Consider the following 13,547-nt stretch of genomic DNA (forward strand, 5'->3'; position numbering starts at 1 on the left):
CGAGGCTCACTAGCGAAGTTTATCGACCATTTTTTCAATACGACGCACGCTCACAGGCTTTTGGGTGCCAAGGTGTTGTGCAAACAAACTCACTCGCAGCTCCTGAATTCGCCACATCACGTCCTTGTATGCGCGTGTCTTCCTGCGTTGGGCAGGGAGCTGTTCCATTCGTCGCTCTAGGTAAGCCTTAGCATTTGCTACTTCAGCCTGCCGCTCTTCGTCACGTTCCGGTTCCGCTTCTAGATGCTCAAGCCGTATCTGGATTGCCTCTATGTAACGGGGGAGGTGCTGTAGGTGTTGCATGCCATGAACCGTGATAGCGTTCGCGGGCAGCATGAATGCTAGTTGCTCCCGAATATCATCAATCGCAGGCCCAGACCAATTCTTGAGCTCTTGCATCAAATCTGAGTATGCAGCGAGACCTGGCGCGATCGATACAATTGATCGTCGGACAGCTCCCGGAATAGTCGGTTTAATTTTCGCACATAGTGCGTCGAAATCAGCAGGTGACCTCACAGGGCCGCCGGCTTGAATCATCGCGTCGCGGATTGCTGCAACGCGAGCGTCTTCGACAAGGCCGGAAGCCCCGCCATGTGGATACCTATCAACAGCGACACGTTGCTGTAGTGGCAGTCCCTTCGTCATCTGAGTATCGGAAACCTCGATTGCCCGCAGCAGCAACGTGAGCGTTGCCGTCATCATTGATGCATCAGCACTCGCCCGGGTTGGATGCACAGCAACGCGAACGCCTTTGGGAGTCACCTCGAGCGCAGGATAGGCCTCGACTTTGTTGCCATCAATGGTTGTGGTCGTAGTTTCGGGAATATCGCCGAGTGTGTCTTCGGTCCATACAGGAACTTCGGCAGTTTCAGAGTGACGGCTTGCTTTCGCGACTGAAGATCGAATCTGTGTGGCCCGACGCTTCTTCAAAGCAAGGAGACTCTTGTCTGAGTCGACAATTTGCCCACGTTTATCAATGACTGCAAACGTTATGAGCAAGTGCGGTGGCAGCAGGTGCGCGCGGAAATCATGCCCACTGATGCCGCTGGCGCCCAATTCAGTGAGGGCCTGAGCCAGTGCTTCGGTAACCGACGTGCGTGGATCGAACGCCATACGCTCAAGTGCACGGTCAGCGAAGTCTGGAGCGGGGACGACGCCCTTGCGTAGTGGTTTCGGCAGTGAACGAATGAGTTCAGTCAGCAACTCTTTACGTAGCCCAGGTACAAGCCAGTCAAATCCGACCGATTCAACGCTGGCCAGTAGAGGCAGGGGAATTGCGATGGTAACACCGTCGTAGGCGCTTCCAGGCTCGAATTTGTACGACACATCGAACCGCATCGACCCTTGTGACCATGACATTGGAAAGTCTTCTGCAGAGATAGTCTGGGCAGAATCGTCAACGAGCTTACTTGGATCAAAGTGAAGATATTCGGGATCGAGCTGCCGTTGCTTCTTCCACCAACTGTCAAAATTGTTCGCTGTTGTGACTGAATCCGGCAGTTTCACGTCGTAGAAATCGAATAGAGTGTCTTCGTCAACGACGATGCCCCTACGCCGTAGCTTTTCTTCAACTTCTGCGGCTTCGCTTAGCAACAAGCTGTTGTGTTCGAGAAACTTATGAGTCCTCGTCCAATCGCCGTCAATGAGTGCGTGACGAATAAACATCTCGCGCGCAGCCGTAGGATCAACGCGGTGGTAGGGGATAAGTCGGTCTCGCACGATAGGGATGCCGTACAATAACGATTTTTGATGAACCATTGCGCATGCGCGTTTCCGTGACCAGAACGGTTCTGAATAGACATGTTTCAGGAGTGATCCTGCCGCGTGCTCGATCCATGAGGATTCTACTCTTGCCACGTCTCTGGCCCAAAGCCGCGAGGTTTCTACAAGCTCGCTTGCCATCAAAAACTCTGGTGGGGTCTTGGCCAGCGATGACCCTGGGAAAATCAGGAAACGGGTACCACGAGCACCTTGGTATTCCTTGCTGTTTCCGTCGCGAGCACCGATATTCGAAAGTAAGCCAGTGAGCAATGCTCGATGAATCGAGTCAGCGTCACGTTTCGTTGTCATTGTCATTGCTTTGTCGACGTCCCAGCCCAGTCGACGTTCGACGTCGCGGAGCTGACGAACGAGGTCGTGCCATTCACGAATTCGCATATAGTGCAAATACTCACGCTTCATGCGCTTTCTGAACTGATTGCCTGAAAGCTCTTCACGGAGACCTCCGACGTAATCCCAGAGCTTGAGCGCTGAAAGAAAGTCGGATGTCTTGTCTTTGAAGCGTGCATGGGCTTGGTCTGCTTGTGCCTGAAATTCCAGGGGGCGTTCGCGCACGTCTTGAATCGACATATGGGCGACAACTGCGGTGACATCCTCCAACACCCGGTAGCGTTCGGCCTCGACGAGCATGCGAGCCATCTTGGGGTCGACTGGGATTTTCGCAAGCGTATGGCCAATTTTCGTGAGTTTTGGAAGTTCACCCTTTGGTATTGCTTTGATTGCACCGAGCTCGTACAAGAGTGTAAGGCCATCGCGAATAGCTTTGTCGTCTGGGGATTCCACGAATGGAAAGTGCCGCATGTCGCCGAGATTGAGAGAAATCATTTGCAGGATCACACTTGCCAAGTTGGTCCGCAATATTTCAGGGTCAGTAAATTCCGGGCGTGAATTAAAGTTCTCTTCCGAGTACAAGCGGATAGCGATACCGTCAGCAACACGTCCACAACGGCCCGAGCGCTGGTTTGCTGAGGCTTGGGATATCTCCTCAATTGGAAGACGCTGTACTTTAGTCCGCGTTGAATACCGTGAAATGCGAGCGAGGCCAGTGTCCACAACGTAGTGAATTCCCGGCACTGTGAGCGAAGTTTCGGCGATGTTCGTAGAGAGGACGATCCTACGCCCGCTATGTGGGGAGAAGACGCGGTGCTGTTCTGCGTTCGAAAGGCGTCCGAAAAGTGGCGCGACTTCAACATTCTTCCAATGCTGCTTTTCAATTGCTTCCATGCAGTCACGGATGTCACGTTCTGAGGCGAAAAAGCAGAGGATGTCACCGTCGCCTTCTGCCATCAACTCCTTGATGGCGTTGATAACACCGTCAATCATGTCAATATCAATTTCACGATCGCCGGCATTTTCGACGAGCGGACGGTAGCGCACCTCAACCGGGTAGGTACGACCTGAAACCTCAATAATCGGGGCGGGGTTGCCTTCTTCGTCACAGAAGTGCTGCGCGAAGCGTTCGACGTCAATGGTGGCGGACGTGATGATGACCTTCAGGTCGGGGCGTTTGGGGAGAAGCTCCTTGACGTATCCAAGCAAAAAGTCGATGTTCAGGGAACGCTCGTGCGCCTCATCGATAATGATGGTGTCGTACGCGTTGAGGAACCGATCACGCTGAATCTCCGTAAGGAGAATTCCGTCTGTCATGAGCTTCACTGAGGTAGTGGTGCTGACCTTGTCGTCGAAGCGAATGGCGTAGCCGACCGATTCTCCAATGCTCTGACCTAATTCGTCTGCTATGCGTTCAGCGACAGTTCTAGCAGCGAGACGGCGCGGCTGAGTATGCGCGATACGCCCTCGTCGACCGCGGCCGAGCTCGAGCAGCATCTTAGGAATCTGGGTGGTCTTGCCGGATCCAGTTTCACCAGCAATAACAGTCACTTGGTGGTTCGCGACAGCTTCTAAGATGTCATTCTTGCGCTGAGAAACCGGGAGTGCATCTGGGTACTCGATGTTCGGAATGAGTTCATCCCGCGCCCGAACGACGTGCAAGCTTCGGGCAATTGCCTCTTCAACTTTGTTAAGTTCCTTGCCGTTCTTGGCCTGTCGAATGCGACGGCGAAGACGTCGGACGTCGCGTAGTTCCACGTTGTCTAGTTGGCGGAAGAGTTCTTTCTTAGGTGTTTGTTCCTGGTCCTTCATAACTAGCGTCCCAGTTTAGCGGGACAGAATCGCATCACTGGTTTTCGCTACCTCTTTGTACGCCTTTCTACACAACGCTCCAAGTTCCTCAAACTCATGGATGCGGGAAGAAGAAGAGCGGTAGGCCAGTCCAATTGTTCGCTTCGCGTCGACACTCTTCTGGAATGTAGAAAGTCCCAAACCAGGACGTGTGCACTCAGCTGCAATAGCTGACTTGGGAACGAGGGTTGATCCAAGGCCAGCAACAACCAGCTGCATGATGGTAGTCAGTGACGCAGCCCGTGTATCTGATTGGCTTGAATTTGAGGGTGTGGTTTGAACGTTCTTGCAAAGATCAACTATTTGGTCGCGCAGGCAGTGGCCGTCGTCGAGAAGAAGCAAATCGAGTTCTTCCAGGACATCGAGAGTAAGGTTTTGGAGCCCGGACAACTTGTGTTTCTCATTCGTTACGACGATGAAGTCTTCGTCATAGAGTACCAGTTCACTGACTCCAGGCGCGTGCGTAGGCAGGGCTAGCAGCGCCACATCGACGTTTCCGTCGCGCAATTTAGCGAGTAGGTGCTTGGTGGGCTCTTCGATGATTCGAGGAGTTAAATCGGGGAACTCGCTCTGAATCAGTTGTAAAAGGGTGGGCAGGATATACGGTGCGATGGTGGGGATGATGCCGATATTGAGAGGCCCGGAAAGGACCCCATGTGCACCGCGGGCATGTGCAACAAAAGCATCGGCTGCTTCAAGCGTTGCTTTCGCATAGGGGAGGAGCGCCTCCCCAGTTGGAGTGACGATGACCTTTCGGGTGGATCGCTCGATAAGTTGAATCCCTAAACCGGTCTCTAGCGCGACCAATGCCTGGGATAATGACGGTTGAGAAATGTTGAGCTTGCTCGCAGCAGTGCCGAAGTGCCTATTCTCGGCGATGGTCACAAACGTACGAAGTTGGGCCAAGGTTGGTTTATATTCTTTATTGTTCATTCTTATAACCATACGGCATTGCAATAGGTTTTGCTGTTGAAATTGCGCGGCGTTTCTGGCACAATGTTTGTCAGAGTGCGAGCGATTGCATTCCAAGACCGTATATGTACGACATCTCACATTCGGAGGTTAAGCTATGGCAATTCTGACTGTAGGCGAGCGTTTCCCTGAGTTCGATCTGGTAGCGCTGAAGGGTGGCGACCTTCATGAGGTCGACGCAACAAGCCCAGAGGACTACTTCGAGAATGTATCCCTAGGAAAGTACGAGGGTAAGTGGAAGGTCGTCTTCTTCTACCCGAAGGACTTTACGTTCGTCTGCCCAACCGAGATCGCAGCGTTCGGCAAGCTGAACGAAGAGTTCGAAGATCGCGATACGCAGGTCCTTGGTGGCTCCACTGACAATGAGTACTCCCACTTCAACTGGCGTGCAACGCACCCAGATCTGAAGGCCGTTCCGTTCCCAATGTTTGCTGATGTCCGCCACGACTTGATCCGTGCACTGGGCGTTGAAAATGAGGCAGGCGTCGCTGATCGCGCAACGTTCATCATCGACCCAGACGGCGTCATCCAGTTCGTGTCTGTCACCCCGGATGCTGTTGGCCGTAACGTCGAAGAGGTCCTTCGCGTTTTGGATGCTCTCCAGTCCGAAGAGGTCTGCGCCTGTGACTGGCAGAAGAACGACCCAACGAAGAATATCGACAAGTTGGCTGTCGTTCAGGAATCCCTGAAGTAAATGAACTCCGAGTCCCCGTCACTAGTTCAATACTCAGTGACGGGGATTTATTAATAAACAATAGAGAGGAAAGAGAAAAGAGATATGTCGATCGATAACCTGCGCAGCGCTTTGCCTGAATATGCAAAAGACCAGAAGCTGAACCTTGGCTCCTTGATACGCTCTACAGAGCTGAACGAGCAGCAGCTGTGGGGCACTCTCGTTGCCTCCGCTGCAGCGACAAAGAACCCCACCGTGATCTCTGAGATTACGGACGAGGCCAAGGAGCACCTGTCCGAAGAGGCTCTCGATGCCGCTTTCGGCGCAGCAACTGTTATGGCAATGAACAACGTTGCCTACCGCGCAAAGGGCTGGCTCGGCGATGACTTTGCACAGGTAAAGTTTGGCCTTCGCATGAACATCATCTCGAAGCCTGGCGTCGAGAAGGCAGACTTTGAGCTGTGGTCGCTCGCAGTATCTGCTGTCAATGGCTGCGAGCATTGCGCTGTAGCACACTCCAACGTCGTGCGCGAAGAGGGCCTGACCAAGGAGCAGGTCTGGGAGGCAGTAAAGATTGCTGCTGTTATCCAGGCCATTGCACAGACCGTAGTGGTAGAAGACGCACGCTAACTGTTACGTCTTCTGCACGATAGTCGGCTGAGGGACTACATCTGGACAACGTCCAAGTCCCTCAGCCGAACTTCTCCCGCCTCATCAGAGGCATCGAGATCGACGACGCCGTGGAATTGGAAGCTGCGGTCCCCATCTGGATCTTTCACGATCTGTACGACTTCCCAGAGCCGCGAGCTTTCATCCTTAACTCGGAAATACTCTGGCCCGCGAGCATCTGCGTCTATCATGACATCGTCGTACTCGTCGAAGTAATCGTCGAGAAGCGAGGGCCAGTCGGGCCGAACATCGGGGTCGAGATATTCAAGCATCGACTCCAGGGCTTCTTCCTTTTCGAACGCAAACAGTTCAACAAGCCTAAAGAAGTAGTTGCGAACCATGATTTTGAACGCCCTGCGGTTCGCTGTGAGCGCCGTAGGATCCTCAACACCGAACGCGAGCTCGCGGTCGAGAACGTCCTGGGAGATTGGGGCGTCGTCATCAGCTAGCGTCGCCCATTCGTCAATGAGCGACGAGTCCACCTGACGGATCAGTTCGCCTAGCCATACGATGATATCTTCGAGCTCTTCAGTCATGTATGCCTCGGGCACAGAGTGGGAGAGGGTGCGCCACGCATCGGTAAGGTAGCGGAGCACCACACCCTCAGAGCGGGATAGCCCGTAGGTTGCGATGAGATCCGAAAACGTCATCGCATGCTCGATCATGTCGCGTACCACCGACTTTGGCGAAAGCTGCCACTCTTTCGCCCACGGGTTACTGGAGCAGTAGGTTTCAAATGCATCTTCCAGTTCCTCCGCGAGCGGCTGAGGGTACGTCACATCTTCGATGAGTGCCATGCGCTCCGTGTAGTCGACGCCCTCTGCCTTGAGAGCTGCGATCTCCTCGCCGCGAGCTGCTGACTGCTGAGCTTGCAGCACCTGACGGGGGTCATCCAAGATTGCCTCAAACGCTGAGATTACATCCAACGAATACGTTGAAGACTCGGGGTCAAGCACCGTGAGAAAAGCAAGCGCGAACGGGGAAAGCGGTTGGTTGAGCGCAAAGTCCCTGTCCAGTTCTCGCGTGAGAGTATAGGGGCGATACGCTGGGGAATCAGGAGTGCGCTCTACAATGTCAGCCTGGATGAGCCCGCGAAACAGATCGACTGCCGTAAGAATGTCACGGTTCTGCTTAGCGCGTGTGTCATGGTTGCTCCGAATCAAGTGCTTCATGTGCCCGTAGCCGTCACCCGGGCGAGCAATAACATTGAGCAACATGGAATTCGAAACTTGGAACTGGCTAGTGAGTTCCTCCGGTTCCGCCGTAGTGAGGCGCTGGAAAGTTTTTTCGGACCAGGTAACTTCGCCATCACGAGCTGACTTCTTGTTGAGCTTCTTAAGCCGCTTCGGATCGTCGCCGGCGCGACGCCGAAGCTTTGCATTCTCAATCTCGTGTTCTGGCGCTTCGACGACGACCGTGCCCTCGGTGTCGTACCCAGCTCGCCCCGCGCGGCCGGCGATTTGGTGAAACTCCCTCGATTTAAGGATGCGTTGTTTCGTCCCGTCATACTTTGCCAGGCCGGTAATCAGCACAGTACGAATTGGCACATTGATACCGACGCCGAGAGTGTCCGTTCCGCAGATCACCTTTAAAAGCCCTGTTTGAGATAGTTTTTCGACGAGCCGTCGATACTTCGGCAGCATTCCGGCATGGTGAATACCAATGCCCTTTCGAAGTAACCTCGACAACGTCTTACCGAAGGTAGTCGTGAACCTAAAATTCCCGATCTCCTCTGCGATACGTTGCTTCTCCTCTGCGTTGATGATTTTCATACTGGTCAGAGCCTGCGCTCGCTCTGCTGCCTCGCGTTGTGAGAAGTGCACAACGTAGATCGGCGCTTTGTTATCCGCCAGTAGTTCTTCAATCGTCTCGTGGACGGGGGAGAACACGTAACTGAAATCGAGTGGCACGGGACGCTCCGACCCACCAACATACGTGGTTGGGCGGCCAGTGCGCTCGGTGAGATCCTTTTCTATCCAGGCAGTTTCTCCAAGCGTGGCAGACATCAAAAGGAACTGGGCCTGGGGGAGTTCCAATAGCGGCACCTGCCATGCCCATCCGCGGTCCGGCTCCGAATAGTAGTGAAACTCATCCATGATGACCTGCTGAATCTTCGCGTGCTCACCTTCTCGCAGCGCAATATTCGCGACGATTTCAGCGGTGGCTGCGATAATAGGGGCGCCGCTGTTCACTGTGGCATCACCGGTCATCATCCCTACGTTTTCTGCTCCGAAGATCTCACACAGTGCAAAGAACTTTTCGCTCACAAGCGCCTTAATTGGGGCAGTATAAAACGAGCGCTGCCCCCGAGCCATGGCAATGAAGTGCGCAGCGTTTGCCACCATCGACTTTCCCGAACCGGTTGGCGTCGCCAGGATCACATTATCCCCAGCAAGCAACGCAAGCGAAGCTTCTTCCTGAGCTTCATAAAGCGAGATTCCACGACTCTGCGTCCACGCAGTGAAAGAGTCCCAGACGGCCTCTTCAAAAAGGCCTGCTGGAACGTCGTCAAGGTCTGCCAAATACGTAGAAAGAGTCACGCCAACTACCGTAGCCGAGTTCGTCGCGAAAAGCCGCTACTCGTCTTCCTCATCGGTTGGCTGAGCTGGGTCAATATAGTAAAAATCCTGCAAAGCCTGACTGAGATCATCGCCAAAAGGCAGTCCCCGTTGTCCGTCGACAAGCGGACGACTCTGCTGGTCCTCGATCGCCGTGAGATAGTTCTCGAAGGCTTCGCTGATCTCATCGCCGGAAGGAACCTGTGCCTCACCGGGCATCTTTGCGTTGGGATTGTTCCTGCGGTACTCCTCAACTTCACGGTCGTAATGCTGTTCGAGAGCCGAGACGACTTGCGCGATCTCCTTTGACGCAGCCGTTTGCTCTGCTAATTGACGCTGAACACTTGTTATCTCTTGCTCGAGCGCGCGGAGTGGCAACTGAAGATTTGCTGTATCCTCGAGCGCCTGCATGAGCTGGAACGCCGCCATCGGGTAAGGAGAGTTTGCAATGTAATGAGGTACATGCGCAGTAAAACCAGCGACCTTTTCGCCTCGCTTATCTAGCTCTCGCTCGATCATGATGGAGGCAGCCCCGGGCACAGTAATAATTCCGTCGAAGAGATACTTGTCTTTCACCAAGCTCTCATCATTTCCGTGTGTGGAAACCACTACTGGGCGGGTATGGGGAGCGGCAACAGGGGCAGCGTAGAGGCACAGCGTTTGCTGAACTCCAAACTGCACTGCAAGGTCAGCCACAGACTTGCTAAATGCCTCCCAACGCAGATCAGGCTCTGGCCCGCTCAGCAGCAGAAACGGCATATCCTTTGTGTCGCGGACAACACGCAGCTCAATGCCGATCTCTTCGACGTCGGCCACCGTGTGATTCGCCAGGGTTACAGCAGGCCTGCGAGAGCGGTAGTCAATAAGTTCATCGTTATTGAAGGTAGCTAAAGTGCGGGTTTCCAACGCCGCGTTGAGATGATTCGATACCCCTTCAACCGCATGGCCCGCATCTGCGTAACCCTGTAACGCAACGACGAGCGTTGGCCCCTCAGGAGATTCGCCAAGACTCGAGGGAGACGGGTACTCAAGTTCATACATGCGATTATTCGTTGGCATGACCGCTCCTAGGATAATTTGAAAGGATCTAACTTTGTACTTACCCACAACGTCTGGGGTGAAGAAATATTCCTGCTGAAAATAAGGAATTCTAGCAAAGCGGGAACCGATGGTGTGTTGGCTACGTCTAAACTGTATGAAAATAAATGCAGCTAATTCATCACTTTTTGGACCATCAGATATCATCGCAGCCCTGCCCGGGGTTCTAGGGTTTTATCCTCAAGAATCGGTCGTGGTGCTCGGCATCATTCCGGACAGCGAAGGAACAGGTGGGCTTCAACTTGGACCTGTAGTTCGCGTTGACCTCACGCGCCTTGAAGCATTCATAGAAAGCCTCAAGACCGACGTGACGCAATACCTACTGGGGGATGACGTCATCGCGTACCTTGCAGTCATTGTGAGCCGTATTCCGAACTCAGAGCTCGTCAAAGACGCAGTTGATCGCTTGCAGTTCCTCGAAGAAGAAACCGGTTTCAAAGTCGACCTGTGCTGGCATGTTTCCGAAATTGCGCAGGGTACCCCATATACATTGCTTTTTGGACCGCCATTGAATGCGGCCGAAGAATGCGATCGCGCGTCCTCCCTCATTGGTGGCTGTGTATCGTCAGTGATTTCCTCTCCATCGATGCGCCCATACGTTGAGCAGGGGATACTCCCAGAACTCGATAGACAAGACACGTTTAGCTATTTTGAGCCGGTCGATTCGGAGTCCGTCCAACTGGCGCAACAAATCCAGGCACAGACACGCAAAGCCGGGTTGCAGCTACTGAAAGACTTGTGGGGCGGTAGCCACGCTGGGGAGGAGGAACACCCGGCAAAACTGGCGAAAGAAGAAATTGAAAGCATTATCGAGGTTCTGCTTTGCTTGCCCGAGACTTGCCTCATCGGCCAGCGCGATGCTAATCCAATCGGCGAAATCTCGAATGAAATGAGAATCGCGCTCGAAGGCTTGACGGCTCTGCTCACCCATGCTCTACTGCGGGATACACTTATCCCCGCGATTATGCAGAACCCAAAGCGACTTGCTGCTCCACTACTATTCTTGTCGCGCCATGCTGTGGGGACAGTGCGGGCAAACGCGTTAGCGTTGTGGGCTGTAATCGCTGTGCGGTGCGAGATCGGGTCTTGGGCAGGGGTCGCACTACAGTGCGCGCTGCAAGAAATGCCGGACCACTCATTAAGCGACGTGCTCCTGCAGTTACTCGCGATCGGTCAATATGAGGGTCTCCTGCACGCAGTTGAAGAAGGCGGGGAAGCAGTCTGGATGGAGCTAGAGATGCTTGCAGGTTCCTAACAGCAGATTGTCTCTACCGAAGCTCAATGCGCACGGCATGCGCGAGGTCATCAGGAATGACGAAATCTTGTTGCTCAGGAAGTGATAGCTGTAGCCCGCCATCATCCGGAAGGCTCACTATGACTTTCTGGCCGACGATATCGCCTAAGCCTGCCAGCTCCGGCAAACGCTCTGCTTCAAGCTGCAGAATCTCACTGATTTGGACCACTACAGCTTCGCGACCCTCGGAGAGATCTAAGTCCGTTGCGCGAGTGCCAAGCTCAGGCTTAGCAACATTTGAACCGCCAATTTCATCCAACGCAGGGATGGGGTTGCCAAACGGAGATACCTGAGGGTGGTTGAGTACCTCGTATACGCGCTTTTCCACGGCTTCACTCATCACGTGTTCCCAGCGACATGCTTCGTCGTGCACTTGTTCAATATCCAACTTGAGGATGCCGGTGAGAAGGCACTCTGCGAGGCGGTGCTTACGCATCACCGCAGTCGCACGGGCGCGTCCCTCGTCGGTAAGGGAGAGCGAGCGATCTGTTTCAACAACAATCAGGCCGTCGCGCTCCATGCGGGCGACGGTCTGGGAAACTGTCGGGCCAGACTGCTCGAGCCGCTCTGCGATTCGTGCGCGGAGCGGCACAATGCCTTCCTCCTCAAGTTCGTAAACTGTACGTAAATACATTTCTGTTGTGTCTACGAGATCACGCACGTGGAACTCCCTTGCCTAAAAGTCGCTCTGAAGCGTTGAGGCTGCATCAACATTCAACGCAGTCCAAGAATCGACGCCTATTAACGATTGCTATGGTAACCCAAAAAACTATTAGTTGCGGAACGCTTCGTCGCGGTTGTTACATTGCGTAATCCCTAAGGCGCTCTGCCCGGTCACCTACGCGAAGCTTCGCCATGACCTCTCGTTCGATTTGGCGAACGCGCTCACGAGACAAGCCGAATTTACGCCCAATCTGGTCCAATGTGCGGGGAACACCGTCGGTCAGCCCATAGCGCATACGGATGACGTCCTGCTCGCGCTGCTCCAAACCGTTGATGACATCTTGGATGTCATCGTGACGGAGCACGGATACCACCGCGTCTTCGGCGTCTGTAGCTTCTGCATCTTCAATGAAGTCCCCCAGGGGGGCCTCTTCATCCGCTCCGACCGGCATGTCAAGACTCACGGGGTCTCGGGATTGACGGAGGAGGAGCTCAATCTTGTCCTCTTCGATGCCAGACTCCTCTGCCAACTCCTCATTCGTTGGTTCGCGGCCAAACGACTGGTACATCTCGCGGCGAATTCGGGAGAGTTTATTGACCTGTTCTACAAGATGCACAGGGAGACGGATAGTACGAGACTGGTCTGCCATGCCGCGAGTAATGGCCTGGCGAATCCACCACGTCGCGTACGTTGAGAATTTAAAACCCTTGGCATAGTCAAATTTCTCCATCGCGCGGATCAGTCCGAGGTTGCCCTCTTGGATCAGATCGAGCAGTGGCATCCCGCGTCCTGTGTAGCGCTTTGCCAACGACACAACCAGACGAAGATTTGCCTCGAGGAGGTGGGCGCGAGCTTTCCGTCCTTGCTTCGCCAGAATTTTATAGTCACGTTTCTGGGCTCGGGTGAGCTTGCAGTCTGGATCATCAAGAAGCTGCTGGGCATAGAGTCCAACTTCGATCTGCTGGGCTAGTTCGACCTCTTCTTCTGCATCGAGCAGGGCAGTCTTGCCAATGCCATTGAGATACACGCGAACAAGGTCAGCCGATGGATTGTCGTTCGTTTGATTGCGACGACTACCGCGGTCAACTTTTTCTTCGTTGTCCGCTGTTAAGGTCTGACTCTTCGACGTCATTGAGCACTGCCTCCTTGGACGAGTGGAACAGGTAATCTTCTACACCCTCAACGATCTTGGACACATTTTTGTTCCCAATGATCAAAAGAGTGCTAGGCCTCGACAATCACCGTGAATGGGCCGTCGTTGATGCTCTGCACCTTCATATGGGCACCAAACTTTCCTTCAGCGACCGTGATGCCCCGGTCCCGGAGGTAGACTGCGATTTTTTCCATGATGGGTGCTGCTTCATCTGCGGGGGCTGCGTCACTCCATGATGGCCTCCGTCCTTTTGCCGTGCGACCCATCAACGTGAACTGACTCACAAGCAAAACAGGGGCTTGTGCGTCCACTACAGACTTTTCGCCCTCAAGAATTCGCAGTTCCGCGATTTTGCGAGCAACCGTTTCCCAAGCGTCGTCGCTATCCTCACGTCCTGCTCCGACAAGGGCCAGAATTCCACCTGTCGCCTCGCAGTCGATTGCTCCGACGACTTCACCGTCGACGGTGACGCTCGCGCTCGTAACTCTTGTCAATACAGCCTTCAT

General features: G+C 53.9%; 10 protein-coding genes. 3 read left to right on the top strand and 7 right to left on the bottom strand.

Annotation, left to right across the window (positions count from 1 at the left end):
• Nucleotides 1-9 precede the first annotated feature (9 nt).
• Both hrpA and BJP06_RS01235 read right to left on the bottom strand, forming a co-directional pair.
• A complete protein-coding gene (gene hrpA, locus BJP06_RS01230; protein ID WP_071572557.1) occupies nucleotides 10-3,921 on the bottom strand; it encodes an ATP-dependent RNA helicase HrpA in 3,912 nt (1,303 codons plus the stop codon).
• A gap of 15 nt (nucleotides 3,922-3,936) precedes the next feature.
• A complete protein-coding gene (locus BJP06_RS01235; protein ID WP_071572558.1) occupies nucleotides 3,937-4,893 on the bottom strand; it encodes a hydrogen peroxide-inducible genes activator in 957 nt (318 codons plus the stop codon).
• Between the two features lie 136 nt (nucleotides 4,894-5,029).
• Here BJP06_RS01235 and BJP06_RS01240 point away from each other — a divergent pair, with 136 nt between their 5' ends.
• Together BJP06_RS01240 and BJP06_RS01245 are read left to right on the top strand one after the other, a co-directional pair.
• A complete protein-coding gene (locus BJP06_RS01240; protein ID WP_071572559.1) occupies nucleotides 5,030-5,626 on the top strand; it encodes a peroxiredoxin in 597 nt (198 codons plus the stop codon).
• Nucleotides 5,627-5,710: 84 nt separating this feature from the next.
• On the top strand, nucleotides 5,711-6,235 hold the full coding sequence (locus tag BJP06_RS01245) for a carboxymuconolactone decarboxylase family protein (RefSeq protein WP_071572560.1): 525 nt from the start codon (nucleotides 5,711-5,713) through the stop codon (nucleotides 6,233-6,235).
• A gap of 35 nt (nucleotides 6,236-6,270) precedes the next feature.
• On the opposite strand, the gene BJP06_RS01250 is transcribed toward BJP06_RS01245, so the two are convergent.
• Both BJP06_RS01250 and BJP06_RS01255 read right to left on the bottom strand, forming a co-directional pair.
• A complete protein-coding gene (locus BJP06_RS01250) occupies nucleotides 6,271-8,814 on the bottom strand; it encodes an RNA helicase (RefSeq protein ID WP_071572561.1) in 2,544 nt (847 codons plus the stop codon).
• Between the two features lie 36 nt (nucleotides 8,815-8,850).
• Nucleotides 8,851-9,891 carry a PAC2 family protein gene (locus tag BJP06_RS01255; RefSeq protein WP_083290923.1) on the bottom strand — a complete coding sequence of 347 codons (1,041 nt, stop codon included), beginning with the start codon at nucleotides 9,889-9,891 and terminating at the stop codon, nucleotides 8,851-8,853.
• Nucleotides 9,892-10,027: 136 nt separating this feature from the next.
• Here BJP06_RS01255 and BJP06_RS01260 point away from each other — a divergent pair, with 136 nt between their 5' ends.
• A complete protein-coding gene (locus BJP06_RS01260) occupies nucleotides 10,028-11,185 on the top strand; it encodes a DUF4192 domain-containing protein (RefSeq protein ID WP_177224247.1) in 1,158 nt (385 codons plus the stop codon).
• A gap of 13 nt (nucleotides 11,186-11,198) precedes the next feature.
• Here BJP06_RS01260 and BJP06_RS01265 read toward each other — a convergent pair whose 3' ends face one another.
• From BJP06_RS01265 to dtd, 3 genes are all read right to left on the bottom strand, one after another.
• The gene (locus tag BJP06_RS01265; protein ID WP_071572563.1) at nucleotides 11,199-11,885 is read right to left on the bottom strand and encodes a metal-dependent transcriptional regulator; all 687 of its coding nucleotides are present in this window, start codon (nucleotides 11,883-11,885) and stop codon (nucleotides 11,199-11,201) included.
• A 139-nt stretch (nucleotides 11,886-12,024) separates the two neighbouring features.
• Nucleotides 12,025-13,020: a sigma-70 family RNA polymerase sigma factor gene (locus BJP06_RS01270; RefSeq protein ID WP_070478945.1), complete on the bottom strand. Its 996-nt coding sequence runs from the start codon at nucleotides 13,018-13,020 to the stop codon at nucleotides 12,025-12,027.
• A gap of 92 nt (nucleotides 13,021-13,112) precedes the next feature.
• Nucleotides 13,113-13,547: a D-aminoacyl-tRNA deacylase gene (gene dtd / locus BJP06_RS01275; RefSeq protein WP_071572564.1), complete on the bottom strand. Its 435-nt coding sequence runs from the start codon at nucleotides 13,545-13,547 to the stop codon at nucleotides 13,113-13,115.

Source organism: Corynebacterium sp. NML120713 (assembly GCF_001875735.1).
GTDB lineage: Bacteria > Actinomycetota > Actinomycetes > Mycobacteriales > Mycobacteriaceae > Corynebacterium > Corynebacterium pseudogenitalium.